This is a genomic window from Xanthobacter tagetidis (genome assembly GCF_003667445.1).
GTDB lineage: Bacteria > Pseudomonadota > Alphaproteobacteria > Rhizobiales > Xanthobacteraceae > Xanthobacter > Xanthobacter tagetidis.
Genome location: NZ_RCTF01000001.1, coordinates 13,380 through 38,878 on the forward strand (window position 1 = coordinate 13,380; position 25,499 = coordinate 38,878).

The window sequence follows — 25,499 nt, forward strand, 5'->3', positions numbered from 1 at the left end:
TCCTCAGGCCCGCACGAAGGTCCACACGCCCCCCTCTTCGCCCTGAACCAGCAAGCCCCTGAAGACCAGGTGGCGCAGGTGTGCCAGCGCCTCGCTGAGGCCGAAGCCGGTCTGCTCCAAGGGCAGCGGGCGGAACAGCACCTGGAGCGTGTCCATGGCGGTGCGCGGCACGGTGCAGAACTCCATCAGCCGGTCGAGCCGCTCGGCATGATGCGCCTTCAGCGCCGCGATGCGCGCATGGAGCCCGTCGAACGGCGCGCCGTGGGAGGGCAGCACGTGCGTGTCCGCGGGCAGCACCTCGAACGTGCCGAGCGAGCGCAGGAAGGCCGCAAGGTTGTCGGCGCGCGGATCGGACGGCTGCACGCCGATATGGGGCGAGATGTGGCCGAGGATCTGGTCCGCCGCGATCAACAGGCCGCGCGCGGGCGAATGGAGGCACACCATTTCCGGCGCGTGCCCCTCGCCGATCATCACCTGCCACTGCGTGCCCGCCATTTCGAGCACGTCGCCGGCGGCAATGCGCATGTAGCGGCGCGGCAGCGGGCCGACCCACTTGGGATAGAGCATGCCGCGCTTCGGCAGAAAGTCGAGGAACGCCTCGGGCGCCCCGGCGCACCGGCAGTGGGCGACGAGGCTCGCCATCTCGGCCTCAGCGTCCTCCCGCAGGAACACGTTGGCCTGGAGCCACTCGGTGCGGCTCATGTGCAGCTCGGCGCCGGTGCGCTCCTGGAGGAAGCCCGTGAGGCCGATATGGTCGGGGTGGAAGTGGGTGACGATGAGCCGCGCCACCGGCGCACCGCCGAGCCGCGGGTCGGCCAGGACGCGGGTGAAGATGTCGCGCGTGCGCGCATCGTCCACGCCCGAATCGATCAGCGTCCAGCCGTCGTCGCCCGAGAGCAGCCAGGCGCTCACCTCGCGCGGCGGAAAGGGCAAGGGCACCTCGACCCTGAGGATGCCGGGCGCCACCGCGCTCAGCTCGGGCGCCTCACTCAAAACCGTCATTGTCGTCCCGCCTCTTCCCGCCATCGCGGCCGGAAAGCGGTCGTGACAGCCACCCGGGGCCAATCCGTTGCCCCGCACCATGCTGATTGCCGCCGGCAAGGCAACGTCAAATGTGCGCCGGCCGGTCACCGCGTGGTCGCCGCCTCGCCCGCGTGCCCCCTCCCGCCTTGAGCGGTTGTCCCCTCCCCAACCCTCCCCCGCACGCGGGAGAGGGAGCCGGGTCCGGGCAGCCCCCGTGCGCCAGCCCTCCGGGGCTCAGCCGCGCCAGTCGGCGAAGCTCCGTCCCGCGCGCGCGAGTTCCACCAGCAGCGGCGCCGGCTCCGATCCCGCTCCGCCGGCCGCGTGGGCCGCCTCCATCTCGCGGAGCACCGCGCCAAGGCCCATGGCGTCGGCGGCGAACATCGGACCGCCCTTGAGGCGCGGAAAGCCGTAGCCGTTGACGAAGACGAGGTCGATGTCGGAGGCGCGCAGCGCGATGCCTTCCTCCAGCGCCTTCGCGCCCTCGTTCGCCATCACGGCCAGCAGCCGGCGCTGGATCTGGTCCGGCGTGAAGGCGCGCGGCGCGATCTTCTTCTCCGCCCGCGCCGCGGCGATCATCGCGGCCACGGCTGGATCAGCCGAAGCCGCCCCTGCCGTGTCATAGGCATACCAGCCGGCGCCCGACTTGCGGCCGAGACGGCCCGCCTCCACCAGGTGGTCGGCGACCGCCACATAGCGCTCCGCCGGATCGCGGGTGGCCGCGCGGCGCTTGCGCATGGCGTAGCCGATATCGAGGCCGGACAGGTCGGAGACCGCGAACACGCCCATGGCGAAGCCGTAGGCCTGTAGCGCCGCGTCCACCTCCTGCGGCGACGCGCCGTCCTCCACCAGATATTCCGCGTGCCGCCGGTAGGCCGCATAGATGCGGTTGCCGATGAAGCCGTCGCCATTGCCGGCCACCACCGGCTGCTTGCCCATGCGCTTGGCGAGCGCCAGCGCGGTGGCGAGCGCATCCGGCGCGCTCGCTTTGCCGCGCACCACCTCCAGCAGCCGCATGACGTTGGCGGGGGCGAAGAAGTGCAGGCCCACCACGTCCTCAGGGCGGGCGGTGGCGGCGGCGATGGCGTCGAGGTCGAGATAGGAGGTGTTGCTGGCGAGCACCGCGCCGGGCTTCGCCACCTGGTCGAGCCGGCGGAAGATGTCCTGCTTCACCGCCATGTCCTCGAACGCCGCCTCGATCACCAGGTCAGCCCCGGCCAGCGCCTGCCAGTCGGGGGTGGCATTAATGGCGGCGAGGCGCCGGTCCGCCTCGGCCTGGGAGAGGCGGGCGCTCTTGACCGGCCGCTCGTAAAGCCCGCGCACGCGCGCGAGGCCGGCATCGGCGGCCTCCGCGTCGCGCTCCACCAGGGTCACGGCGAGGCCCGAATCGGCGAGCGACACGGCGATGCCGGCGCCCATGGTGCCGGCGCCGATGACCGCCGTTTGGGCGAAGGGACGTGCCTTGGCGCCGTCGAGGCCGGGCACCCGGCCCGCCTCGCGCTCGGCGAAGAAGAGATGGCGCAGCGCCTTCGCCGCGTCGCTCTCGCGCAGCCTGAGGAAGGTGGCGCGCTCGTCCGCCATGCCGTCCGCAAAGGCCGCGGCGCGGCTCGCGCGCACCACGCGCACCGCCTCGGCGATGGCGGGGACGCCCTTCGCGCCCTTCAGCGCGGCGGCGGCCGCCGCCTCTTCGCGCGCCGCATCGCCGGCGGGCACCGGAAGCTGCGACAGGCGCCGCTTGGGGGCGTGCGGCGCGCGGGCGATGGCGGCGGCGAGAAGGTCGCCCTCCACCACCTCGTCCACGATGCCCAGCGCCAGCGCCTCCGGCGCCTTGAGGATGCGGCCCTCGCTGACGAGCGCGATGGCCTCCGCGATGCCCACGAGGCGCGGCAGGCGCTGGGTGCCGCCGGCGCCGGGAATGATGCCGAGCCGGGTCTCGGTGAGCCCCACCAGCGCCTTCGGGCTGGCGAGCCGCAGGTCGCAGCCGAGCGCCAGCTCGCAGCCGCCGCCAAGCGCCGCGCCGTCGATGGCCGCCACCACGGGCTTGTCCAGCGCCTCGAAGGCCGCGATCACGTCGGGCACGAAGGGCTCGTCCGGCGGCAGGTTCATCTCGCGGATGTCGGCGCCGGCGACGAAGCGGCCCGGCCCGCCGCTCAGCACCACGGCGGCGACATCCGGGTCCGCCGCGAGCGCCGCCGCGGCGGCGGCGAGGCCGTCGCGCACGCCTTTCGAGAGGGCGTTCACCGGCGCATGGTCGATCGTCACCACCGCCACCGAACCGTGGCGCTCGATGCGCACGGGCAAGGTCGCCGCCATGTTCACACCCGCTCGATGAGGGCGGCGATGCCCTGGCCGACGCCGATGCACATGGTGGCCACCGCCCGCTTCTGCCCGCGCCTCTCCAGCGCGTTCACGGCGGTCATGGCGAGCCGCGCGCCGGACATGCCGAGCGGATGGCCGAGCGCGATGGCGCCGCCATGCGGGTTCACATGCTCCGCATCGTCCGGAAGGCCGAGCTGGCGCAGCACCGCCAGCGCCTGGGAGGCGAACGCTTCGTTCAGCTCGATCACGTCGATGTCGGCGAGCGCGAGAGAGTTCTTCGCCAGGAGCTTGGTGGTGGCCGGCGCCGGGCCGATGCCCATGATGCGCGGTGGAACGCCCGCCTGCACCACCGACACCACGCGGGCGCGCGGGGTGAGGCCATACTTTTTCGCAGCTTCGGCCGAGGCGAGGATCAGCGCGCCCGCGCCGTCATTGACGCCGGAGGCGTTGCCGGCGGTGACGGTACCGCCCTCCTTGCGGAACGGCGTCTTGAGCGCGGCGAGCTGCTCCAGCGTGGTGTCGCCGCGCGGATGCTCGTCCGCCTCCACGCGCACCACGGCGCCCTTCCTGCCCTTGATCTCGATGGGCGCGATCTCGCGGGCGAAGAAGCCCGCCTCCTGCGCCGCCTTGGTGCGCTGCTGCGAGCGGTAGGCGAACAAGTCCTGGTCGGCGCGGCCGATCTGGAAGTCGGCGGCCACGTTCTCGCCGGTCTCGGGCATGGAATCGACGCCGTATTGCGCCTTCATCAGCGGGTTCACGAAGCGCCAGCCGATGGTGGTGTCGTAGATCTCGTTCTGGCGCGCGAAGGCCTCGCTCGCCTTGCCCATGACGAAGGGCGCGCGGGTCATGCTCTCCACCCCGCCGGCGATCACGAGGTCGGCGTCGCCGGTCATGATGGCGCGGGCGGCGATGCCCACCGCGTCGAGCCCCGAGCCGCACAGGCGGTTGACCGTGGTGCCGGGCGCGCTGACCGGCAGGCCGGCGAGCAGCGCCGCCATCCGCGCCACGTCACGATTGTCCTCGCCCGCCTGGTTGGCGCAGCCGAACACCACGTCGTCCAGCGCCTCCCAGTCGACGCCCGGATGGCGCGCCGCGAGGACCCGGATGGGATGGGCGGCGAGGTCGTCCGTCCGCACGTCCTTGAGGGCGCCGGCATAGCGGCCGATGGGCGTGCGCGCGAAGTCGCAGATGAAGGCGTCGGTCATGGGTGTCCTCCGGCGCTTTGGGCGCGCTCAGCTCTTGGTCTTGCTCAGGTCTTCTTGCCCAGCAGCTCGCGGGCGATGATGAGCTGCTGAATCTGGGTCGTGCCCTCGTAGAGGCGGAACAGGCGCACGTCACGGAAGAACCGCTCCACCGCATAGTCCGCCATGTAGCCGGCGCCGCCGTGGATCTGCACCGCCCGGTCGGCGACGCGGCCGACCATCTCGGAGGCGAACATCTTGCAGGCCGACGCCTCGATGGTGACGTTCTCGCCCGCATCACGCTTGCGCGCGGCGTCGAGCACCATGGAGCGGGCGGCATAGGTCTCCGCATAGCTGTCGGCGAGCAGCGCCTGCACGAGCTGGAACTCGGCGATGGGACGGCCGAATTGCCGCCGCTCGGCGGCATAGCCGACGCCGAGCTCGATGAGCCGCGTCGCCGCACCGACGCACACCGCCGCGATGTGCAGGCGGCCCTTGTCGAGCACCCGCATGGCGATGCGGAAGCCCTGGCCCTCCGCGCCGATGATGGCCTCGGCGGGCACCACGCAGTCCTCGAACATCACGTCGCAGGTGTGGGCGCCGCGCTGGCCCATCTTGCGGTCGAACGGGCCGAGCGAGAGGCCGGGCGCGCCGCGCTCGACGAGGAAGCAGGAGATGCCGCCCGCGCCCGGCGTGTCGGAGGTGCGCGCCATGACGGTGAACAGCCCGGCCTCGGGTGCGTTGGTGATGTAGCGCTTGGTGCCGTTGATGACCCAGCTGCCGTCGTCGCGCCGCACCGCGCGGGTGCGCAGCGAGGCGGCGTCCGAGCCGGCGTCCGGCTCGGTGAGCGCGAAGGAGGCGACGAGGTCGCCGCTGGCGAGGCGCGGCAGATAGCGCGCGCGCTGCGCCTCGGTGCCCGCCAGCACGATGGCCTGCGATCCGATGCCGATATTGGTGCCCACCGCCGAGCGGAAGGCCGGCGAAGCGCGGCACAGCTCCATGACGATCTCCACCTCCTCGGCCATGGAGAGGCCGAGGCCGCCCCACTCCTCGGGGATGGAGAGGCCGTAGAGCCCCAGCTCGCGCATCTGCGCAAGGATGGCAGGGTCGATGGCGTCGGCCTCCGCCACGGCGGCCTCGGCCGGGATCAGCCGCTCGTCCACGAAGCGGCGCACGGTGTCCTTGAGGAGCGCGAAGGTTTCTTGATCCAGCGCCATAGGGCGCCCTCCCCGTGATGCTGGGTTGGAGGTGCGGGGTTTTCCTTTGGCGGAAGGGGTATCGGACTTTGCTCGCCAAGTCCAGATTCTGATCCGTTATGCGGAACGCATTTTTATTTTGTTGATTTCAGTCCAGTCCCGATTATCAGTTTGTCATCACGCCGCGCCAGCCGGAAGGATGCTCCGTGTCTCTCGCCAAGCTGATCGACCCTGACACTATCGCCATCGTCGGCGTTTCCACCCGGAAGGCCGCCTTCCAGGTGGGCGGGCGCGCCATCTTCGATCACTTGCGGCTGCACGGCTACGACCGGCGCATCGACCTCGTGACCCGCGAGAAGGCGGTCATCGACGGCGTCGAGACGATCACCAGCCTTTCCGAACTCTCCCATGTACCGGACTGCGTAGTGGTCTCGGTGCCGGCGGATGACGTCTACGCCACCGTCGAGGAGGCGCTCGGCCTCGGGGTGCGGGCGTTCATGGTGATCACCGGCGGCTTCTCCGAATCGGGCGAGGAGGGCGCTACCAAGCAGGCGCGCCTCGCCGCCCTGGTGCGTCGCCATGGCGCGGCGATGCTCGGCCCCAACACCACCGGCTTCGTCAATCTCGGCCGGCGTGTCGCCATGAGCTCCACCAGCCGCATAACCGCGAGCCTGCCGCGGCCGGGTGTGGTCGGGCTCGTGGTGCAGAGCGGCGCGCTCGGCAGCGCGCTGATGGAGGAAGCCGAGCGTGCCGGCATTGGCCTCAGCCACGTCATCTCCACCGGAAACGAAGCCGCGACCGGCGTCGCCGACTTCGTCCAGTTCCTCACCGACGATCCGGCAACGCGTGCCATCGCGCTCTATGTGGAAGGCATCCGCGAGAGCAGCCGGCTGCTGGCCGCGGCACGCAGCGCCCATGCCGCCGGGAAGCCGGTGGTACTCTACAAGGCCGGCCGCTCGGAAGCCGGACGGCGCACGGCGGCGGGCCATACCGGCGCGCTCATGGGTGCGCGCGGCGCATATGAGGCGGCGGTGCGCCAGCTCGGCTGGGTGGACGTAGCCGCCATCGAGGACCTTCTGCCGGTGGCGCAATATGTGGCGACTGCCGGCGTCACCCGCAGCCTCGGCATCCTCACCGTCTCCGGCGGCTACGGCGGCTGCGTTGCCGATGCGCTGGAGAGCAGCGGCGCCGTCACCCTCCCCTCGCCTGCCGAGGCGACGGTGGCGCGCATGCGCAGCGACATCCCGGCCTTCCTCTCCACCCGCAACCCGGTGGACATCGCGGGCACGCCGTTCCGCCGCCCCGAGGGCTTCGCCACCTGCCTCGACGCCTTCGCCGACGATCCCGCTTTCGACGGCATCGCGGTGGCGAACACCCCCATCATTCCGCCTTGGGCGGAGGCCGTGGCCGACGCAATGCTCGCCGCCGGACGACGTACCGGCAAACCGATCTCGCTGGTCTCACCGTCGGACATCTTCAACGGCGCTCAGCTGGGACGGCTGCGCCAAGAGGGAGTTCCGGTATTCACCCGCATCGACACCTTCGTGGCGGCGGTGGCGGGCGCCGCCACGGTCGACGCGGCGCGGCGCGCCCCCTCCCGTCTGCTGCGCGAGGGCCGGACCGGGAGCGAGGCGCCGCGCCTCGACGGCGCACCGATCCCACTCAGCGAAGCCGCGAGCAAGAAGGTGCTGAAAGATCGCGGGCTCGCCTTTCCGCGCGAGGCATTCGTGCCCGGTGCTGACCCGGCGGCGCTCCTCCTCGCCGCCCGCGAGGTGGGCTACCCGGTGACGCTGAAGGGCATGGCCGCCGGGGTGGTCCACAAGTCCGAACTCGGCCTCGTAGCGGTGGCGCTGCCCGACGCGGCGGCGCTCCAAGCGAGGCTCGCGACGATGCTCCAGAGTGTCGAGACGCACGCCCTGACGCTCGAAGGGTTCCTCCTGGCCGAGACCGTCCGCCCGCAGGCCGAGGTGATCCTTGGCCTCGGCCTCGACCCGGAGTTCGGCCCCACCCTCACCTTCGGCGCCGGCGGCATCTATACCGAGATCATGCGCGACGTGGCGGTGCGCCTTCTGCCCCTGGACCGCGAGGAGGTCGCCGCCATGATCCGCAGCTGCCGCATCTCGGCGCTGCTTGAGGGCGCGCGCGGGCTGCCGGCGCTGGACATGGAGGCGCTCATCGACCTCACGATCGCAGTCGCCGACCTGGCACCCGGCCTCGGCGAGGACTTCGCCGGCCTGGAGCTCAATCCGGTCGGCGTAGGACGCGCCGGCGAAGGCGCGTGGATTCTCGACGCCACTGTGTTCCGCATGGGCGCGCTTTCGTGAGCGCGCCGGCCAACAGGCGCGAGAAGCGCATTGCCGCAGAGGAGGCAGGCGCGCTGATCGCGCGTGCGCTCGCCGACGGCGACCTTCTCGCCATCGGCGGTCTGTTCAAACAGGGGCGCCCCATGGCCCTGGTCCGCGAGGTGATCCGGCTCGGGCGGCGCGACCTGAAGCTCGTCTCCTCGCCCGGCTCCGGCTTCGACGTCGACCTCCTGATCGCGGCCGGCTGCGTGGCGGAAACATTCCTGCCGGCGGTGACGCTGGAGGACCGCATGTGCCCGGCCTTCCGCGGCGCGGTGGAGGCGGGCACGCTGACCGCCCACTGCGTCGACGCGCTCTCGATCATCGGCGGCCTGCTGGCGGCCGCGAACGGCGTACCGTTCCAGCCGGTGGCGGCCTGGAAGGGATCGGACGTGCCGGCGCACAATCCGCTCGTCGCGCCCATTCAGTGCCCGTTCACCGGCGCGGCGCTCTACGCCACCCGCGCGATCCGGCCGAAGCTCGCGCTGCTGCACGCCCAGGAAGCGGACGTCTACGGCAACGTGCGCCACCTCGCCACCATGACCTATGCCGACCAGTTGATCGCCCGCGCCGCCGAGACGGTGATCGTCAGCGTCGACCGCATCGTCCCACCGGACGAGATCGTCGCGCGCCCGCGCGAGACCTCCATCCCCTGCATCTATGTGGATGCGGTGGTGGAGATTCCCTATGGCGCTCATCCCACCGGCAGCTTCCCGCTCTATTCCATCGATGAGGCTCATATCGAGCACTATGCCGACTTGGCAGAGGCCGCCCGCCGCGGCGTCGACGGCGCGCGGGACAGGCTCGCCGACTACATCGCGGCCCAGGTGCACGCGAGCCCGCGCCAGGAGGACTACATCGCCCGCGCCGGCGGGGCCGCCCGCATGCGGGCTCTGGAGGACGAGGCCGCGACCCTATGAGCCTCGACTGCACGCCGGCCGAGCTTCAGGCCGTCTACCTCTCCCGGGACCTCGAGGACGGCGAACTCGGCGCCGCCGGGGCGTCGGCGGCGATCCCAATGGCTGCGATCCTGCTCGCCCGCCTCACCCACGCGCCGAACCTGCAGATCGCCGGCGAGATGTTCGTCAATCCGCGCCCGCGGCGGTTGTGGAACTCCATGCTGGACGACCGGGCGCTCGGCGCCTGCGAGGCGTCGGAGACGTTCCTCGAACTGTTCGGGCACTCCCACCGCGGCCTCGACTTCTTCTTCCACAACGGCATGCAGGTGGACGCACGCGGCAACATCAACCTGCATTTCGTCGGCGGCACCCTTGAGCGACCGAAGATGCGCGGCCCGGGCGCGGCCAACATCTCCTACGCCGCCATGTCGAAGCGATTCTACATCTGCACCACCGTGCATTCGCCGCGCACCTTCGTGGAGAAGGTCGATTTCGTCACCTCGCCCGGCTTCCTCGACGGCCCGGAGAGCATGAAGGCGGCGGGTCTCAAAGGCGGGCCGCGCTTTTGCATCACGCCACTCGCGGTTATGGACTTCGACCCCGCGACCCTGCGCATGCGGCTGAAGAGTGTTCATGCCTGGAGCTCGATCGAGGAGGTGGCGGCGAAGACTGGCTTCGCCCTCGGCATCCCCTCCGACGTTCCCATCACACCGCCCCCCACCGCGCGCGAGCTGGAGCTGCTGCGCGGCACCGTGGACCCGGAGGGACTGCTGCGCAGCTGAACGCGGCCAGGCCTCACGCGCCGCCGGCGCGCGGTGCGAGCGCCGCCGCGAGCGCCTGATCGTGCTCGGCGCTGCCATGGGCGGCCGCCTGCATGGCGGCGGCGGCGGCGAGGAAGTCCTGGAGGTGGGTGCGCTCCGCCATGCGCAGCAGGCGCTTGGTCATGCGGATCGCCGGCGCGGACTTGGCGGCGATCTCTCCGGCGAGCGCGAGCGCCCGCGGCAGAAGCTCCGCGTCGGGCACCACTTCGAGCACGAGGCCAAGGCGCAGCGCCTCCTCGGCCTCGACGGGCCGGCCGCGGAAGCTGATCTCGCACGCCCGCTGGTAGCCAAGATGGCGCACCAGGAACCAGCCGCCGCCGTCGCCGGAGACGATGCCGAGATTGACGAACACTTCGCCGAACCGCGCGGTGCTGGAGGCAAGGCGCATGTCGCACATCAGGCTGAGGTCGCAGCCCGCCCCCATGGCCGGGCCGTTCACCGCCGCGATGGTCGGGATGTCGAGCCGCTGCATGATCTGCGGGATCTGCTGCACGCCCGACAGATAGGCCTCGGCGATCTCCACCCCCGTCCCGGAGAACATGCCGGCCTTGGCCTGCATGTCCTTGACGTTGCCACCGGCGGAGAACACCGGCCCGGCGCCGGTGATGACCAGAACCCGGACGGCGCCATCCTGCTCCACCTGCCGCAGCGCTGCCACCAGGGCGTCGAGCATGCAGCGATCGGAGAGCGGGTTGCGCCGCGCCGGATCGTTCAAAGTGAGGAGGGCGACACCGTCGGGCCGGCGGTCGAGGAGAATCTTATCGGACATCGGACAGTTCCTGGACGCCGGGATGGGCCATGACGTCGCCGTCCAGCAGGCGGCGCTCGATCTCGCGGGCGATCTGCACCAGGCGCTGGCCGATCTTGCGCTGCTTCCAGCCCGGCAGATGCCGGGCCGGGGCGCCGCAGGCAAGCGCGTAGACCGGCGCACCGCCGGGGAAGACCATGGGCACCGCGACGCCGTTGATGTCGGTGTCCCAGCTCGCCGAGGCGGTGGTGAAGCCCTGCTCGGCGACCTCGCGCCGCCCGGTCTCGATGCTGGCAAGCAGGCTGTCCCAGCGCTTGGCATGGCGCTCGCGCAGCAGACCGAGGAGATAGTCCAGCTCCGCCTCGGGCAGCGGCGCGATCAGCGCGTGGCCGGTGGCGGTGCCCGCCAGCGGGATCCGCGAGCCCACTTCGAGCCGCAGAGTCATCAGCGTGTTGAGGGAGTGGCACACTTCGAGCTCGATCACGTCGAGCCGGTCGCGCGCGGCGAGCGAGGCGTGGACCGCAAAGGTGTCCGCCAGCTCTTTCAGATAGGGCCGCACCAGGTCGCCGAGGCTGAACGGCTCGCGCGCGGCGAAGCCCAGCGCCAGCACCGCAGTACCGATGCGGAACTGCCTGCGGCGCGGGGAATAATGCAGATAGCCGAGTCCGGCCAGCGCCTGGAGCAGGCGCGACGTGGTGGGCTTGGGCAGGCCCACCTTCTCCGCCACCTCCATGCCGCTGAGCCAGACCGACTGGGTAGTGCCGAACGCCTCCAGCACGATAAGGCCGCGCGCCAGCGCGTTCACAAAGTCGCGGTCCTGCGCGATCACCCCGCGCTGGCGCCGGCGCCGTACCCGGTCACGCGGCGCGGCCGCCTCCTCGGCAAGGTCTTTGGCGGTGTGCTCGTCGGTCTGCTCGTCCATGGGAAGGTCAGTCGCCCCAGAAGCTCGCGCCCAGTTGATCCATGCGGTGGCCGATCTCGCTCGACATCGCCATCAGCTCCGGCCCCAGTTCCTCCTGGAACCGGGCCGGATCGAGGTCGCGCCGCCGGGTGCCGCAATTGAGCGCGAGGATGGTCTCGCCGCGGTCGAGCCACACCGGCGCACCGACCGCGAAAATCTCCCGGCGCCAGTCGCCGAACGAAACCGAAAAGCCGCGCCGGTCCACCTCGGCGATCGCCTCGCGCAGGCCCGCCTCCACCGCGTCGGCGGACCCTCCGGCGGCGGCGCGGATCGCCGCGACGTGGGCCTCGCGTGCCGCTGGCGCCAGCGCCCACATGTAGGCGCGGCCCATGGCCGACTGGGCGATGGGCACCAGGGCACCGACGTGCAGGCGCATGGTGATGGTCTCGGGACCCGAGCAATAGTGCAGATAGATCATGTCCGCGCCGTCGCCGATGCCGAGCGCCACCGACATTTCATGCCGGTCGGCCATGGCCTGCATCAGCGGCCCGGCCACCTGGCGCACCGAGAGTGTGCGCAGCACCGTGTAGCCGAGGGTCGAGACCTTGTCGCCCAGATGGTACTGCGCGTGCGGCCCCACCTGCCGAAGATAGCCCATGGCGCACAGCGTGTAGGCAAGCCGCGCCACGGTCGCCTTGGGCAGCCCGGTGCGCTCCGCGATCTCCTTGTTGCCCAGCGGCGCATCGATGGCGCGGAACGCCCGTAGGATGGCAAGCCCGCGCGCCAGCGATACGACCTCAGTGGCCTTGTCCTTGGATGGCGCCATGATCTGCCCCGGCCCGCCGCTAGGTCCCGGTCCAGACCGGCGCTCGCCTCTCGGCGAAGGCGCGCGGTCCTTCCTGGGCGTCGCGGCTGTCGTAGACGGAGCGGTAGATGCGCTTGGCCTCGGCCAGCCCGTCGTCGCAGCCCAGGCTCATGGCCCTAAGCAGCGACTGCTTGCCAGCGGCCACCGAGAGCGGCGCATTGGCGACGATGACGCGAGCCAGTTCCCGCGCCCGCGTCAGCACGGCCTCGGCGGTCGGCTCCACATGGTTGACGAAACCCAGGGCGTGGAGACGCTCGATGGGCTGGCTCTCGCCGGTGAGGACCATCTCCATCACCACCGGCTGGGGCATCTGCCAAAGCAGCGGCACCGCCCAGGGCGAACCGCGCCCGCGCTTCGCCTCGGTGATGCCGCCGCTGGTGCCGGCGACGCCGATGCGAATGTCGGCATTGAGCGCAAGCAGGAATCCACCAGCCGCGAAGTGCCCGGTCATCGCGGCGATGATGGGCGCGCGCACCCGCCGCATGCGCTCGTGGAACGGGTCGCGGATCATCTCCAGCACGTCGCCGCCCTCGGCACCGATGCTGCTCGCCTCCTTGAGGTCCATGCCGGCGCAGAACGTGCCGCAGGGCGCGGCGGTGAGGATCACGGCGCGGATATCGAGGCGCCGGTCGACCTCCTCCCAGAGGTCGAACAGCCGCTCGGCGGCGGCGACGGAGAGCGCGTTGCGCCGCTCCGGGCGGTTCAGGGTGATGGTGGCGAGGCCGCCTGAAACCTCGAATTGCACAATCTCGTCGGGAAGCATCACCGATTCCGTTCCTTGCCGAATGATGGCACGGACGTGAGGCTACATCAAAAAATCACTGTGCGGAACGAATTTTCAAAATGTGTTGTGCTTCCCTCCGATCTGTGCGACTCTCAGCACCATCGGGGCGACCGGACCGGCGCGTGCGCAAGCGCTGGCGGCATTCGTCCCGTGACCGCCGGCGCCAACCGGGGTCCGAAAAGAAAAACCTTGGAGGAACGACATGCGGGGACTCTTCTCGCGCGCCATCGGGCTTCTCACGGGCCGCGGCAGCGCGTCGCCCCTGTTCTGCGGCGGGGCGTTCGCCGTGCTCCTGGCGCTGCCGGCGGGGGCGGAAACCCTCACGCTCGGGGCCACCAACGCCACGTCGAGCCACTACCAGGTGGCCGTCGGCATGGCGCAGGCGATCGAGAAGGGAAATCCGGGCACCACAGTCACCGTCGTCGAGACCGGCGCCAGCGTCGACAACGTGCGCCGGCTGGTACGGGGCGAGATCGACCTCGGCCTCGTCGCCGGCGACGTCTTCGTCCAGGCCAAGCAGGGCACGGGCCAGTTCGAGGGCAAGGCGGTGAACGACCTGGTCGCGCTCTACCCGTACGACGATTCCATCATCAACATCGCCGTGCGGGCCGACAGCGGCGTCACCGACCTCGCGGGGCTCTCGGGCAAGAACTTCACGCCGGGTATCCGCGGCAGCGGCGGCGAACTGCTCATCACCCAGAGCTTCAACCTGCTCGGGATCAAGCCGCGCTATATCTACGGCACGGTCAACGATGCCATCGAGGGCGTCAGCAACAACCAGCTCGTGGGCTACTCCAAGTACGCCGCCGCCTCGCGCGTCGACGCGACCCTGCGCGAGCTGATGACCAAGGTGGACATGCGCATCCTCGGCTTCACCAAGGAGCAGCAGGAAAAAGTGCTCGCCAAGATTCCCGGGGTCAGCTTCGTCACCATCCCGGCGGGCTTCATCAAGGACAATCCCGCCTTCACCACCCCCTCGGTGCCGATCGTCTATGCGACGCGCCTGTCGCTGATGAACGACTCGACGGCCAGGAAAATCGCCGAGGCCATCGACAAGAACCGGCAGATTCTCATCAACGTCTGGCCGCAGTTGAAGGTCTACGACTTCAAGAAGTCGCTGCTCGGGACCATCGACATCGGCATCGACGTCCATCCCGGTGCGCTCGCCTACTGGAAGTCGGCGCAGTAATCCCCGCGGCTCCGAACGTCCGAGGCACGTGATGGCAGAGGGCACCATGGACCGCTGGCTCGACAAGGGAACGATGCAGGCCTTGCGGATCATCCTCATCGGCTTCGCCCTGTTCCAGATCTACACCTCGTTCGCGGGGATGATGGAGCCTCTGGTCCAGCGAGGACTGTTTCTCGGGCTCGGGCTCGGGTCAGTGTTCCTGCTCGCGGCGGCCGACGGCAGCCGCGGCACCTGGCGCCGCATGGGGGACATCGCGCTCGCTCTGGCCGGCTACTACGTGTGCTTCCACGTAGCGCTCAACAACCAGCGCCTGTCCGACTTCATGGCCGAGCTGACGTCCTTCGACATCGTGCTCGGCTTCCTCGCGCTCGCCCTGGTGCTCGAGGGGGCGCGCCGGACCATCGGCTGGTTCCTGCCGCTGCTCGCGCTTGCAGGCCTGCTCTATTTCTATCTCGGCTACGGCTATGTGAGCGGGCCGTGGCAGCCGCCGCGCGTCTCCACACTGACCCTGATCGAGACCACCTACGCCTCCACGGAGACGATCTTCGGCTACATGGTCGACATGGGCACGCGGGTAATCGCGGTGTTCATCATCTTCGGCGCCCTGCTGCTCAGCACCGGGGCGACAGAGATATTCATCAAGCTCGCCACCCTGATCGCAGGACGCAGTTGGGGCGGGCAGGCCAAGGTGTGCACTGCCTCCTCGGCGCTGTTCGGCACGGTGACCGGATCGGCCGTGGCGAACGTGATGGCGCTCGGTCCCATCACCATCCCCACCATGCATCGGGCGGGCTACACCAAGAGCTACGCTGGCGCCATCGAGGCGGTGGCCTCGGCGGGCGGCCAGATCATGCCGCCGGTGATGGGCGCCGGCGCCTTCATCATGGCCGAGATGCTGGACATCCCGTATTCCAGCGTCGTCGTCGCGGCGCTGATCCCTGCCCTCCTCTATTTCCTCACGATCTGGTTCAGCGTCGGCTTCCGGGCGCGCAAGATGAACATCCGCCCGCTGGAACGCTCCGAGATGCCAGCCGCGCGAGAGCTGCTCGATCCCTACACCGCCTTGCCCATGTACCTTCCGGTGGGCGTCCTCATCTTCATGCTTGCCATGGACCTCACGCCGACGCTCGCGGGCGCGACGGCAGTGGCGACGCTGATCGGGACACAGGTAATCCTGCGCGGCGCCCAATGCCTGATCGAGGGCCGCTCGCGCGACCTCGGCGCCACCTACCGCGAATATCTGCGCCAGGTGCTGGAAGGCCTCTACGAGGCCGGCAAGGCGATCGCCATGATCGCAGTTCTGCTGGCCTGTGCAGCGATCGTGGTGAAGGTCCTCACCGCCACCGGGGCGGGCGTCAAGGTCTCAAGCTTGATCCTGTCGCTGTCCGGCGAGAACATCATCTTGGTGCTGATCCTCACCGCGGTGCTCGCAATCGTGCTCGGCATGGACGTACCCACCACCGCCTCCTACATCCTGGCGGCGGCAGTGGCGGCGCCCATCGTCATCAAGCTCGGCGTCGCTCCGCTGAACGCGCACCTGTTCATCTTCTACTTCGCGATCCTGTCCGCCATCACGCCGCCGGTTTGCGCCAGCGTGTTCGCGGCGGCATCCATCGCCAAGGTGAACTTCTGGAAGGTCGGTGGCCACGCAGTGGTGCTGGCGCTTGGGCTTTACCTGATCCCGTTCCTATTCATCTTCCGCACGGGCGTGCTGATGGAGGGGTCCTGGCTCCAGATCGCCTATGACACAGGCGTCACCAGCATCGCCATCATCGCCATCACGGCCGCCTCCACCGGCTATTTCTTCGGCCCGCTGAACTGGCCGCTGCGCATCTTCGTCTATGGCGCGGCGGCGCTGCTGTTTTACCCGGCAGCCTGGAGCGACATCGTCGGACTTGCCATGATCGCGGCGCTGGCGGCGGTGAGCCACTTTCGCGAGCCCCGGCCGGCCGACGCCGCGGAAGCCCAGCCGGCCACCTTCAAGCTCACGGGGCGTGTCGGGTCGGAGTGAGCGCGATGGAAAACCCCGACACCGCTCATTGATAGGTTCATGAGATCGATGCCGCGATCAGGAGCGATTGGAGCCGTCCTGAGCCGAACGGCTGGCGGCACGGGAGCGCCGCGCCAGCCACCAGCCGAATGGCTTTGGCCAGAGGTCCCATCCCGGTGCGCCTAAGAGCACGTCGGCGGCGTGGAGCGCCCAGTTCGGATTGGCGAGCATCTCCCGGCCGAGGGCGACGAGGTCGGCGTCCTCCCGCGCCAGCGCCGCCTCGGCCTCAGCCGCTTCCGTGATGCCGCCGACGGCGATCACGCATGCCCCGGTCGTCCGCTTCAGCCGGCTCGCGAACGGCATCTGGAAGCCCGGGCCGCGGGGCACCATCATGTCGCTGCGGGGCAGGATCATGCCGCCGGAGGAGCAGTCCACAAGGTCTACCCCGGCGGCGATCAACGCCGTCACGAGCACCTGCGAATCCTCCAGCGACCAGCCGACGCCGATCCCATCCACGGACGAGATCCGGCAGGCGAGCGGCTTGTGCGGCGGCCATGCGGCCCTCACCGCTGCCACCACCTCCAGTGGCAAGCGCATGCGCCCCTCGATCGGGCCGCCATAAGCGTCGACCCGGGTGTTGGACAGCGGCGAGAGGAAGCTGTGCAGCAGATAGCCGTGGGCCATGTGGATCTCGACCAGGTCCACGCCCGCCGCATCGGCACGCCGGGCGGCCGCCGCGTAGGCCTCAACAATCCGGATCCTGTCGGACGGACCCAAGGCGCGGGGGACGTGAGCGCCCGGCGCGGCCGGCACATCCGTGGGTCCGAGCACGTCTGCACCAGCGGGATCCGACACCGGCCGGAAACCCTCCCAGGGAGCGGAGGTCGCCGCCTTGCGCCCGGCATGTTGGAGTTGCACCCCGAACGCCGCCCCGCAGGCGTGCACCGCCTCTGCGACTCCTTCGAGCGCGCGCGCCTGCGCATCCTCCCAGAGCCCGAGATCAAGCGCCGTGGAGCGCCCTTCAGGGGTCACCGCGGTGGCCTCCGCCATCACCAGCCCCGCCCCGCCGAGGGCGAAGCGCGCCAGATGCGCCTGGTGCCAAGGCGTCGCCAAGCCCTCGGGCGCGCTGTAGGTCTGCATGGGCGAGACCACGACGCGGTTCTTCAGCCTCAGGCCGCGCAGGTCGAGCGGCTGGAACAGCCGGGCCATCTCAGCCAAGGCCCTGGTGCATGCCCTTGGCGATGATGGTGCGCTGGATCTGCGAGGTGCCACCGCCGATGGTGCTCTGCATGCCCTCGCGGAAATAGCGCTCCATGTCGGAGGCCGGGAGCATGGAGTGCCCGCCGAGAATCTGCATGCCCATGCGCGAGACGGTCTGGAGCGTCTCGGAGGCGAACAGCTTGCCCATCGCCACCTCCTTGGCGCAGGGCTCGTGCCGCGAGGCGAGCTCGGCGGCGCGGTAGACCAGGAGCCGCGCGGCGTCCACCTGGGTCTGCATGTCGGCGAGCATGTGGCGGATCACCTGGAAGTCGAAGATCGGCCGGTCGAACTGCTCACGCTCGTGGGCATAGACGAGCGCGTCGTTCACCGCGGTCTGGGCGTTGCCCACATAGGCGGCCGAGACCGCGATGCGCTCCAGTTCCAGGTGATCGGTGATGATTTCCCAGCCCTGCCCCTCGCGGCCGAGCAGGTTGGCGGCGGGCACGCGCGCGTCGTCGAGGAAGATCTCGGTGGTGCCGGTGGCGCGCCGCGCCAGCGTCGGCAGGCGGCGGATATCCACGCCGGCCGTATCGTTGGGCACCAGCAGCACCGAGAGGCCCCTGTGCTTCTCGGTCTGCGGATCGGTGCGCACCAGCATCTGGATGGTGACGTTGCGCGCCGCGGCGCCGCTGCACCAGAGCTTCTGGCCCTTGATGATGAACTCCTCGCCGTCGCGATGCGCGCGGGTGCGCGTGCTCGCCGCGTCCGACCCGGCCGAAGGCTCAGAGATGGAGATGGAGAAGCGCCGCGCGCCGCTCATGAACGGCTCCAAGTATTCCGCCTTCTGCGCGTCGTTGCCGAACTTCACGATATTCATGGCGGTGAAGGTGGGCACCAGGACGGCGGTCGCGAAGTCGAAGCCGAACTTGCCGAGCCCCTCGCACATGAGCGCGTAGTCGAAGATGTCGCCGCCATAGCCCCCATGGTCTTCGGGGATCAGCAGGCGCAGCCAGCCTTCCTGCGCGATCTTTTCATACCCCTCGTACGGATAGGTACGCGCTTCATCCTCCTTGCGGATGTACTCGCGGGTGATCTCCTTCTCCATGAAGCGGTCGACGGTGTCGCGCCAGGCGCTCTGTTCGCTGTTGAGGAAATTCATTTCGCCGCGGGCTCCGCAAGGGTGAAGGGATCATTGGCGGGCGGCAGCAGCCGCGCGCCCCGGATGAGCAGGCTGAACTCGCAGCGCATGACGTGCTCCCGGCGCTGGTTGGCGCCGACCAGTTCGAGCGTCGCCACCCCGCCGCCGCCGTCCTTCGCGCGTAGCGCGAGGATCTCGGCGCGCGCCCACAGGGTGTCGCCGATGAAGGTGGGCCTGAGAAAGCGCAGGCGGTCGACGCCGTAGAAGGCGTCAAGCACGCTCGAATCGAACGGCAGCAGGGCGTTGACGATTGAAAAGACCAGTGAGCCCTGCACCACCCGCCGGCCGAAGCGCGCGGTCTTGGCAAATTCCTCGTTGGCGTGGATCTCCAGCCAGTTGCCGGTGAGCATGCAGAAATTGACCACGTCGGTCTCGGTCAGGGTGCGCCCGCGCGAGACCTTGGCCTGGCCTACCTTCAGTTCGGGAAACGGCTGGTCGATCATTTTTCGCTCATCCTTTCCTGGTCACCGGCCCTGCCAGACCGGCGGGCGCCCTTCGGCGAAGGCCCGCGGGCCTTCCTCGGCATCGGCGCTGGCATAGACCGCGCGATGCAATTCAGCGCCGCGGACCAGCCCGGCCGCGCAGCCGAGGTCCATGCCCGCGGCGAGCGTCGCCTTGGCGGCCAACACCGAGAGCGGCGCGTTCCGGACGATCGCGGCGGCGACGGCGCAGGCGCGCGCCAGCACCGCCTCCGGCGTCGGCTCCAGATGGTTGACGAAGCCGTGGCGCCACAGCTCCTCCACGGGCACGGGCGCGCCGGTGAGCACCATCTCGCTCAGCACCGCCTGCGGCAGCATCCACAGCAGCGGCACCGCCCATGCGGTGCCGCGACCGAACCTCGCCTCGGAGATGGCGGCGCGCGATCCGGCGAGGCCGACGCGGATGTCGGCGCCCATAGCGAGCAACATGCCGGCGCCGCTGAAATGCCCGCCGAGCGCCGCGACCACCGGCTTTTGGACCGTCCGCAGGCGCGCCTGGAACGGGTCGGCGATGCGCGCGAGGAGATCGGCGCCACCTGCCCGGACAGCCGCCATCTCCTTGAGATCCATGCCGGCGCAGAAGGTGCCGCAAGGGGCGGCGGCAAGCACGACGGCGCCGATCGACGCATCGGCATCGATGCGCTCCCAGGCGGCGGTGAGCGCGTTCGCCATCGAGGCGCTGAGCGCATTGCGGCGTGCGGGCCGGTTGAGGGTGACGCGCGCGATGCCGTCGGCGACGGCAAACTCGACCTCTTCCGCCTCCATGGCGAGGGGCCCTTCCTCCAGGACTGGCCCAATGGCGGGCCGGGGCGCTCGGCGGCGTCCTTCTGTCTCCGGAGCTTAGAGCCGGGGCCGGCGGCGGGTCAAACAAAAATCCATCTTGCGGAACTCATTTTCGAAATATGCTTGACTTTCCCCTCGGCCGCGACGCACCCTCCGCCAGGATCCGGATCCTGCGGGACCTGCCCCGGCGCGGCGCGGCCTCCCTTGGGCGTTGCGGGCGAACGTTTTTTCGGGAGTGGTGCGGATGAGGCGGTCGCTGAGGCTCGGGGCTGGTTCCGGCTTCTGGGGAGATGCCCTCGACCCGGCGGTCGAGCTTCTGGAGCGGGGCGCGCTCGATTTTCTGTCCATGGACTACCTCGCCGAGCTCACGATGGCGCTGCTCCAGCGCCAGCGCCTGAAGGACCCAGAGGCGGGATACATTCCGGATCTTCCCGCGCACCTATCCGTTCTTCTTCCGATCGCGCGCGCGCGCGGGACGCGCATCGTCTGCAATGGCGGCGGCGCCAACCCGCGCGCGGCGGGCGAGCGCATCCGCGAGCTCGCCCGCGAGCTCGGCCTTGCCGGCCTGCGGATCGGCGTGGTCGAAGGCGATGACGTGATGGACCGGCTCGACGATCTGATCGCGGCCGGCACCGACCTCACCAACCTCGACACCGGCGACACCAACTTCTCCGCCATCCGCAACCGCGTGGTGGCCGCCAACGTCTATACCGACAGCTCGGGCATCGTGGAGGCGCTCGCCCAGGGGGCGGACGTGGTGATCGCCGGCCGGGTGTCCGACAACGCGCTCTATGTGGGCCCGGCGATGCATGCGTTCGGCTGGCGCTACGGCGCATCCGATACCGACCGCATCGCCGCCGCCATTACAGTGGGCCATGTGGTGGAGTGCGCGGCCGCCACCACCGGCGGCATGTCCTCCCGCTTCGACGAGATGCCCAACATGGGCCGCGTCGGCTTTCCCATCGTTGAGCTTGACGCCGACGGCACCGCGGTCATCACCAAGCTCGACCACACCGGCGGGCGGGTCGACCGCTTCACGGTCAAGGAGCACCTGGTTTACGAGATCGGCGATCCGAACCGCTACCTGATGCCCGACGGCGTCGCCGACTTCACCCGGGTGCATCTCGAGGAGATCGGGCCGGACCGGGTGCGGCTCACTGACATGGGCGGCGGCCCGCGCCCCGAGACGCTCAAACTGGTGGTGGGCTATGAGGACGGCTGGATCGGCGAGGGCATGATGTTTTTCCCTTGGCCCGACGCATTGGGGCGCGCCGAGAAGGCAAAGCAGACACTGGGCGAGCGCTTCGAGCGGCTGAAGCTGAAGGCTGACGCGGTGCAGTTCGACCTCGTTGGCATCAACATGCTGCACGGGCCGGCGTCACCCATGCCGGACTACGAGCCGGCCGAAATCGGGCTGCGCGTCGCGGTCCACACCGCCAGCCGCCAGGAGGCGGAGAAGGTCCGCCGGGCCTGCGCCCAGCTGTGGATCATGGGTCCGGGGGGCACCTCGTTCGGCACCCCCATGAAGCCGCGCCCGGTCTACGGCGTGTGGCCGACCCTCGTGCCGCAGTCCGTGGTGACGCAGCGCGTCTCGATCCTGGAGGCCTGAAGCCATGCCCCTGCTTCGCGACTTCGCCTATGTGCGCTCGGGTGACAAGGGCGACGTGGTCTCGGTCGGCGTGATCGCCCGCCGGCCGCAGGATTATCCGGTGCTCCTGGCGAGCCTCACGCCCGAGCGCGTCAAGGCGCTGTTCGGCGACTGGGTGCAGGGCGCCGTCGAAATCTATCCCATGGACAATATCGAGGCCGTGGTGGTGATCATGCGCGGCGCGCTCGGCGGCGGGGCGACCCGGACCCTGCGCCTCGACCAGACCGGCAAAGCCATGGGCAACGGTCTGCTGCGCCTGGAAGCCGTGATGCCGTCGGGCGGATCGGAGGCCGCCTGAATGACCGCCCCGCCGGACGGCCCCGCGCCGGAAGCCGAGCCGGAGCCCAGGCCGGAAGCCGCGCGCGAGCCCGCGGCCGACAATGCCGAGGCGTTCCGCCGCCAGTGCGCGGCGGTGGAGGCGGCGCGGTGCCTCGCAGCCGCCGGAGGACCGGCCGAGGCGGTGGCGCGGCATCAGGCGCGTGGCAAGCTCACCGCGCGTCGGCGCATCGCTTTGCTTCTCGACCCGGCGACTCCATTCCTGGAGATCGGCGCGCTCGCCGCCCACGGCGTCTATGACGAGCCGGTGCCAGCGGCGGGCATCGTCACCGGCGTCGGCAGCGTCGGCGGGCGCCTCGCCATGATCATGGCGAACGACGCCACGGTGAAGGGCGGCACCTATTACCCGCTCACGGTGAAGAAGCAGGTGCGCGCCCAGCAGGTGGCGCGGGAGAACGGCCTGCCCTCGATCTATCTGGTGGATTCGGGCGGCGCCTTCCTGCCGCTCCAGGAGGAAATCTTCCCGGACGCGCACCATTTCGGCGCCATCTTCCGCAACATGGCCGAGATGTCGGCGCTCGGCCTGCCGCAGATCGCCGCCGTCATGGGTTCGTGCACGGCGGGCGGCGCCTATATCCCCGCCATGGCAGATGAGACGGTGATCGTGCGCGGCACTGGCACCATATTCCTCGGCGGTCCGCAACTAGTGCAGGCGGCGACCGGCGTGGTCGTGGATGCCGAGACGCTGGGCGGCGCTGACCTGCACACCAGCCGGAGCGCGGTGGCTGACCACCTGGCGGACGACGACATCGCGGCGCTGGCAACGGTGCGCGCTATCCTCGCCCGCGCGCCCGCATTGCCCTTGCCTGGTCCCGATCTGCCCCCGGAGCCACCGCTCCGCCCGGCGTCGGAGATCGCCGACCTGATCCCGCAAAGCCCACGCCAGCGCCTGCCCGCCCGCGAGATCCTCGCCCGGCTGATCGACGGCGGCCGGCTCGACGAATACCGCGCGCGCTATGCCCGCACCATCATCTGCGGCACCGCTGCCATCGAGGGATACCGCGTCGGCGTGCTGATGAATGACGGTGTGCTCTATGCCGAGAGCGCGCAGAAGGCGGCGAACTTCATCGAGCTGTGCTGCCAGCGCCAGGTGCCGCTGCTGTTCCTGCACAACATCAGCGGCTTTATGGTGGGCGAGGAGTACGAGGCGGGCGGCATCGCCCGGCACGGGGCCAAGATGGTCAACGCGGTGGCGACCGCCGCGGTGCCGAAATTCAGCCTGCTGGTGGGCGGCAGCTACGGCGCCGGCAACTACGCCATGTGCGGGCGCGCCTTCGGCCCGCGGTTGATGGCCATGTGGCCGAATGCGCGCACCTCGGTGATGGGCGGGGAGCAGGCGGCGACCGTGCTCGGTTTGGTGCGCGAGGAGCAGTTGCGAAAGGCCGGCCAGAGCTTCGACGCCGACGCGCGGGCGCGCTTCGAGGCGCCGATCCGCGCCACCTACGCGACCTCGAGCCACCCGATCCACGCCGCCGCCCGCCTGTGGGTGGACGCGGTGATTGAGCCGGAGGATACGCGCGCCTTCCTCGCCCTCGCACTCGCCATGGCCAAAGGCGGCCCGAAGGGGGAGACGCGCTTCGGCGTGTTCCGGATGTAGCCATGAGCGGCAGCCTTCCGATCCGCAAGCTCCTGATCGCCAACCGCGGCGAAATCGCCCGCCGCATCGGTAGAACCTGCGCGCGGCTCGCGCTGCCCTATGTGGCGGTCCATTCCGACGCCGATCGCGGCGCGCCCCATCTTGACGGTGCGGCGCAGGTGGTGCGCATCGGCCCGGCGCCAGCAGCGCGCTCCTATCTCGACGGGGCGGCGCTGATCCGCGCGGCGCGCGAGACCGGAGCGGACGCCATCCATCCCGGCGTCGGCTTCCTGGCGGAGAATGCCGACTTCGCCGCCGCGGTGGAGGCGGCGGGCTTGATCTTCGTCGGGCCGCGACCCGACACCATCGCCGCGCTCGGCGACAAGGCGCGCGCCAAGGCGCTGATGGCCGCGGCGGGGGTGCCGGTGGTTCCCGGCGCGGACGCGGCCTCCGACGAGGTCGAGGAGGTGGTGCGGCTGATCGCGGCCACCGGCCTGCCGGCGCTGCTGAAGCCCGTGGCGGGCGGCGGCGGCAAGGGCATGCAGGTGGTCGACCGGCCCGATGCGCGCGCCGAGATCGCCTCGGCGATCCGCACCGCGCGCTCCAGCTTTGGCGACGGGCGCGTCCTGGTGGAGCGCCTGATCGAACGTCCGCGCCATGTGGAGGTGCAGGTGTTCGGCGACGGCGCGGGCGGCGCGGTTCATCTGTTCGACCGCGAATGCTCGCTCCAGCGGCGCCACCAAAAGGTGATCGAGGAGGCGCCCGCCACCAGCCTGCCCGACGGGCTGCGCGCCCGCCTTGCGGAGGCGGCGGTTGCTGGCGCAAAGGCGGTGAAGTACCGCAACGCCGGTACCTTTGAGTTCATCGTCGGTGCCGACGGGGCCTTCTACTATCTGGAGGTCAACACGCGCCTGCAGGTGGAGCACCCGGTGACGGAGGCGATCACCGGCCTCGACCTCGTGGAATGGCAATTGCGCCTTGCCGCAGGCGCGCCGCTGCCGCTCGTCCAGGAGCAGATCCGCGCCCACGGCCACGCCGTCGAGTGCCGGCTTTATGCCGAGGATCCCTCCGCCGGATTCCGGCCGGCGCCGGGGCGCATCACGCATCTGGCCTGGCCCGCCGGCGCGCGCATCGACAGCGCAGTCGAGGCGGGAAGCCACGTACCGCCCCACTACGATCCAATGATCGCCAAGCTCGTGGTCGCCGCGGACGACCGGCCGCAGGCGCTGGCGCGCATGCGCGCCGCCCTCGCCGGGACCACGGTGATGGGGGTTGCGACCAATCTCGGCTTCCTCGCCGCGCTCATGGCCCGGCCGGAGGTCGAGGTAGGCGCGGTCCATACCCGCTTCATCGACGACATGCTGCCGCAGCTGCTGGCCGAGGCCGATCCCCTGGCGCATGCCGCCGTGGCGGGCGCGGCGATTCTCCTCGAGGCGATGGGGACCGGCGACAACCCAGCCTCGCCCTGGCACTCGCCCTGGCAGCCCAGCGGGCAGCCTTACGGCCGCCGCACGCTCGCGGGAGGCGGCTTGGGCGAGATGGTGCTGGAGGCGGCCGGCGGGCGGGTGACCGTCAATGTACTCGCGGTGCAGGGCGGCACAGTGCGCCTGGAGGCCGAGGGCTTCGGCCGGCGCCGCGCGATGGACGTCGTGGGCAGGCGCGCCGCCGGCGGCCTGCTGAAGGGCACGGCGAACGGGAATGACTGGCGTGCCATGGTACACCCCGACACCGTGGAGGTGATCCTCGACGGCGCGCGGGCGGAGGTCGCGCGCGCGGTCAGCAGCGGTCCGGACGCGGCGCAAGCCACCGACTGGGCCGGCGCCGAGATGCCCGGCCTCGTCGTCGCAGTGGCGGTGCAAGACGGTATGCGGGTGGCGCGCGGCGACCTGCTGGCGGTGGTCGAGGCGATGAAGTTCGAGAACCCCGTCACCGCACTGCGCGACGGGATCGTCGCCGAGGTGGCGTGCCGGGTGGGCCAGCAGGTGGAGGCCGGCCAGAAGCTGGTGCGCCTCGCGCCGTGAGCG

At 70.4% G+C, this 25,499-nt stretch carries 21 protein-coding genes; 9 read left to right on the forward strand and 12 right to left on the reverse strand.

Annotation, left to right across the window (positions count from 1 at the left end; genetic code table 11):
• Nucleotides 1–3 precede the first annotated feature (3 nt).
• From D9R14_RS00035 to D9R14_RS00050, 4 genes are all read right to left on the reverse strand, one after another.
• Entirely contained in the window at nucleotides 4–1,002 is a 999-nt protein-coding gene (locus D9R14_RS00035) for an MBL fold metallo-hydrolase (protein WP_121621258.1), read from the reverse strand.
• 255 nt (nucleotides 1,003–1,257) lie between these two features.
• Nucleotides 1,258–3,333, reverse strand: coding sequence for an FAD-dependent oxidoreductase (locus tag D9R14_RS00040; RefSeq protein ID WP_121621259.1), 2,076 nt, complete (start codon nucleotides 3,331–3,333; stop codon nucleotides 1,258–1,260).
• A gap of 2 nt (nucleotides 3,334–3,335) precedes the next feature.
• On the reverse strand, nucleotides 3,336–4,544 hold the full coding sequence (pcaF, locus tag D9R14_RS00045; protein ID WP_121621260.1) for a 3-oxoadipyl-CoA thiolase: 1,209 nt from the start codon (nucleotides 4,542–4,544) through the stop codon (nucleotides 3,336–3,338).
• A 44-nt stretch (nucleotides 4,545–4,588) separates the two neighbouring features.
• The gene (locus tag D9R14_RS00050) at nucleotides 4,589–5,737 is read right to left on the reverse strand and encodes an acyl-CoA dehydrogenase family protein (protein ID WP_121621261.1); all 1,149 of its coding nucleotides are present in this window, start codon (nucleotides 5,735–5,737) and stop codon (nucleotides 4,589–4,591) included.
• Nucleotides 5,738–5,922: 185 nt separating this feature from the next.
• On the opposite strand from D9R14_RS00050, the gene D9R14_RS00055 reads away from it, so the two are divergent.
• The 3 genes from D9R14_RS00055 to D9R14_RS00065 are packed head-to-tail and all read left to right on the forward strand — an operon-like array spanning nucleotide 5,923 to nucleotide 9,739.
• Nucleotides 5,923–8,040, forward strand: coding sequence for an acetate--CoA ligase family protein (locus D9R14_RS00055; protein ID WP_121621262.1), 2,118 nt, complete (start codon nucleotides 5,923–5,925; stop codon nucleotides 8,038–8,040).
• Nucleotides 8,037–8,978: a CoA transferase subunit A gene (locus D9R14_RS00060; RefSeq protein WP_210210789.1), complete on the forward strand. Its 942-nt coding sequence runs from the start codon at nucleotides 8,037–8,039 to the stop codon at nucleotides 8,976–8,978. The genes D9R14_RS00055 and D9R14_RS00060 overlap by 4 nt, the downstream gene beginning before the upstream one ends.
• Entirely contained in the window at nucleotides 8,975–9,739 is a 765-nt protein-coding gene (locus tag D9R14_RS00065; protein WP_121621263.1) for a CoA-transferase subunit beta, read from the forward strand. Before D9R14_RS00060 ends, D9R14_RS00065 begins: the two co-directional genes overlap by 4 nt.
• A gap of 13 nt (nucleotides 9,740–9,752) precedes the next feature.
• On the opposite strand, the gene D9R14_RS00070 is transcribed toward D9R14_RS00065, so the two are convergent.
• From D9R14_RS00070 to D9R14_RS00085, 4 genes are read right to left on the reverse strand one after another with little or no spacing between them, the layout of a single operon-like run.
• Nucleotides 9,753–10,547, reverse strand: coding sequence for an enoyl-CoA hydratase-related protein (locus tag D9R14_RS00070; protein WP_121621264.1), 795 nt, complete (start codon nucleotides 10,545–10,547; stop codon nucleotides 9,753–9,755).
• Nucleotides 10,537–11,448, reverse strand: coding sequence for an IclR family transcriptional regulator (locus tag D9R14_RS00075; protein WP_121621265.1), 912 nt, complete (start codon nucleotides 11,446–11,448; stop codon nucleotides 10,537–10,539). The genes D9R14_RS00070 and D9R14_RS00075 overlap by 11 nt, the downstream gene beginning before the upstream one ends.
• A 7-nt stretch (nucleotides 11,449–11,455) precedes the next feature.
• Nucleotides 11,456–12,253 (reverse strand): IclR family transcriptional regulator, encoded by a 798-nt coding sequence (locus D9R14_RS00080; RefSeq protein ID WP_121621266.1) that lies wholly within the window; start codon nucleotides 12,251–12,253, stop codon nucleotides 11,456–11,458.
• Nucleotides 12,254–12,272: 19 nt separating this feature from the next.
• Nucleotides 12,273–13,055 (reverse strand): enoyl-CoA hydratase/isomerase family protein, encoded by a 783-nt coding sequence (locus D9R14_RS00085; RefSeq protein WP_121621267.1) that lies wholly within the window; start codon nucleotides 13,053–13,055, stop codon nucleotides 12,273–12,275.
• A gap of 223 nt (nucleotides 13,056–13,278) precedes the next feature.
• Between D9R14_RS00085 and D9R14_RS00090 the strand changes: the two genes are divergently transcribed.
• Both D9R14_RS00090 and D9R14_RS00095 read left to right on the forward strand, forming a co-directional pair.
• Nucleotides 13,279–14,265, forward strand: a complete 987-nt coding sequence (locus D9R14_RS00090; protein ID WP_121621268.1) for a TAXI family TRAP transporter solute-binding subunit — start codon at nucleotides 13,279–13,281, stop codon at nucleotides 14,263–14,265.
• Nucleotides 14,266–14,296: 31 nt separating this feature from the next.
• Nucleotides 14,297–16,276 (forward strand): TRAP transporter permease, encoded by a 1,980-nt coding sequence (locus tag D9R14_RS00095; protein WP_121621269.1) that lies wholly within the window; start codon nucleotides 14,297–14,299, stop codon nucleotides 16,274–16,276.
• Nucleotides 16,277–16,333: 57 nt separating this feature from the next.
• On the opposite strand, the gene D9R14_RS00100 is transcribed toward D9R14_RS00095, so the two are convergent.
• From D9R14_RS00100 to D9R14_RS00115, 4 genes are read right to left on the reverse strand one after another with little or no spacing between them, the layout of a single operon-like run.
• Nucleotides 16,334–17,464: an oxidoreductase gene (locus D9R14_RS00100; RefSeq protein ID WP_121621270.1), complete on the reverse strand. Its 1,131-nt coding sequence runs from the start codon at nucleotides 17,462–17,464 to the stop codon at nucleotides 16,334–16,336.
• Nucleotide 17,465: 1 nt separating this feature from the next.
• A complete protein-coding gene (locus D9R14_RS00105) occupies nucleotides 17,466–18,614 on the reverse strand; it encodes an acyl-CoA dehydrogenase family protein (RefSeq protein WP_121621271.1) in 1,149 nt (382 codons plus the stop codon).
• Nucleotides 18,611–19,096, reverse strand: coding sequence for a MaoC/PaaZ C-terminal domain-containing protein (locus D9R14_RS00110; protein ID WP_121621272.1), 486 nt, complete (start codon nucleotides 19,094–19,096; stop codon nucleotides 18,611–18,613). Before D9R14_RS00110 ends, D9R14_RS00105 begins: the two co-directional genes overlap by 4 nt.
• 21 nt (nucleotides 19,097–19,117) lie before the next feature.
• The gene (locus tag D9R14_RS00115) at nucleotides 19,118–19,897 is read right to left on the reverse strand and encodes an enoyl-CoA hydratase/isomerase family protein (RefSeq protein WP_121621273.1); all 780 of its coding nucleotides are present in this window, start codon (nucleotides 19,895–19,897) and stop codon (nucleotides 19,118–19,120) included.
• A gap of 262 nt (nucleotides 19,898–20,159) precedes the next feature.
• Between D9R14_RS00115 and D9R14_RS00120 the strand changes: the two genes are divergently transcribed.
• The 4 genes from D9R14_RS00120 to D9R14_RS00135 are packed head-to-tail and all read left to right on the forward strand — an operon-like array spanning nucleotide 20,160 to nucleotide 25,496.
• The gene (locus tag D9R14_RS00120; protein WP_121621274.1) at nucleotides 20,160–21,524 is read left to right on the forward strand and encodes an acyclic terpene utilization AtuA family protein; all 1,365 of its coding nucleotides are present in this window, start codon (nucleotides 20,160–20,162) and stop codon (nucleotides 21,522–21,524) included.
• Nucleotides 21,525–21,528: 4 nt separating this feature from the next.
• Complete coding sequence (locus tag D9R14_RS00125; RefSeq protein ID WP_121621275.1) at nucleotides 21,529–21,861, forward strand: AtuA-related protein; 333 nt, start codon at nucleotides 21,529–21,531, stop codon at nucleotides 21,859–21,861.
• Complete coding sequence (locus D9R14_RS00130) at nucleotides 21,862–23,496, forward strand: carboxyl transferase domain-containing protein (protein WP_121621276.1); 1,635 nt, start codon at nucleotides 21,862–21,864, stop codon at nucleotides 23,494–23,496. It abuts the gene before it with no gap.
• Nucleotides 23,497–23,498: 2 nt separating this feature from the next.
• Nucleotides 23,499–25,496 (forward strand): acetyl/propionyl/methylcrotonyl-CoA carboxylase subunit alpha, encoded by a 1,998-nt coding sequence (locus D9R14_RS00135; protein ID WP_121621277.1) that lies wholly within the window; start codon nucleotides 23,499–23,501, stop codon nucleotides 25,494–25,496.
• Nucleotides 25,497–25,499: the final 3 nt, after the last annotated feature.

What these genes read in the sequence shown, in the direction of transcription:
- D9R14_RS00035 (WP_121621258.1), bottom strand. Translation starts at nt 1,002, where the DNA reads ATGACGGTTTTGAGTGAGGCGCCCGAGCTGAGCGCGGTGGCGCCCGGC.
- D9R14_RS00040 (WP_121621259.1), bottom strand. Translation starts at nt 3,333, where the DNA reads ATGGCGGCGACCTTGCCCGTGCGCATCGAGCGCCACGGTTCGGTGGCG.
- pcaF (WP_121621260.1), bottom strand. Translation starts at nt 4,544, where the DNA reads ATGACCGACGCCTTCATCTGCGACTTCGCGCGCACGCCCATCGGCCGC.
- D9R14_RS00050 (WP_121621261.1), bottom strand. Translation starts at nt 5,737, where the DNA reads ATGGCGCTGGATCAAGAAACCTTCGCGCTCCTCAAGGACACCGTGCGC.
- D9R14_RS00065 (WP_121621263.1), top strand. Translation starts at nt 8,975, where the DNA reads ATGAGCCTCGACTGCACGCCGGCCGAGCTTCAGGCCGTCTACCTCTCC.
- D9R14_RS00070 (WP_121621264.1), bottom strand. Translation starts at nt 10,547, where the DNA reads ATGTCCGATAAGATTCTCCTCGACCGCCGGCCCGACGGTGTCGCCCTC.
- D9R14_RS00075 (WP_121621265.1), bottom strand. Translation starts at nt 11,448, where the DNA reads ATGGACGAGCAGACCGACGAGCACACCGCCAAAGACCTTGCCGAGGAG.
- D9R14_RS00080 (WP_121621266.1), bottom strand. Translation starts at nt 12,253, where the DNA reads ATGGCGCCATCCAAGGACAAGGCCACTGAGGTCGTATCGCTGGCGCGC.
- D9R14_RS00085 (WP_121621267.1), bottom strand. Translation starts at nt 13,055, where the DNA reads ATGCTTCCCGACGAGATTGTGCAATTCGAGGTTTCAGGCGGCCTCGCC.
- D9R14_RS00090 (WP_121621268.1), top strand. Translation starts at nt 13,279, where the DNA reads ATGCGGGGACTCTTCTCGCGCGCCATCGGGCTTCTCACGGGCCGCGGC.
- D9R14_RS00095 (WP_121621269.1), top strand. Translation starts at nt 14,297, where the DNA reads ATGGCAGAGGGCACCATGGACCGCTGGCTCGACAAGGGAACGATGCAG.
- D9R14_RS00100 (WP_121621270.1), bottom strand. Translation starts at nt 17,464, where the DNA reads ATGGCCCGGCTGTTCCAGCCGCTCGACCTGCGCGGCCTGAGGCTGAAG.
- D9R14_RS00105 (WP_121621271.1), bottom strand. Translation starts at nt 18,614, where the DNA reads ATGAATTTCCTCAACAGCGAACAGAGCGCCTGGCGCGACACCGTCGAC.
- D9R14_RS00110 (WP_121621272.1), bottom strand. Translation starts at nt 19,096, where the DNA reads ATGATCGACCAGCCGTTTCCCGAACTGAAGGTAGGCCAGGCCAAGGTC.
- D9R14_RS00115 (WP_121621273.1), bottom strand. Translation starts at nt 19,897, where the DNA reads ATGGAGGCGGAAGAGGTCGAGTTTGCCGTCGCCGACGGCATCGCGCGC.
- D9R14_RS00120 (WP_121621274.1), top strand. Translation starts at nt 20,160, where the DNA reads ATGAGGCGGTCGCTGAGGCTCGGGGCTGGTTCCGGCTTCTGGGGAGAT.
- D9R14_RS00125 (WP_121621275.1), top strand. Translation starts at nt 21,529, where the DNA reads ATGCCCCTGCTTCGCGACTTCGCCTATGTGCGCTCGGGTGACAAGGGC.
- D9R14_RS00130 (WP_121621276.1), top strand. Translation starts at nt 21,862, where the DNA reads ATGACCGCCCCGCCGGACGGCCCCGCGCCGGAAGCCGAGCCGGAGCCC.
- D9R14_RS00135 (WP_121621277.1), top strand. Translation starts at nt 23,499, where the DNA reads ATGAGCGGCAGCCTTCCGATCCGCAAGCTCCTGATCGCCAACCGCGGC.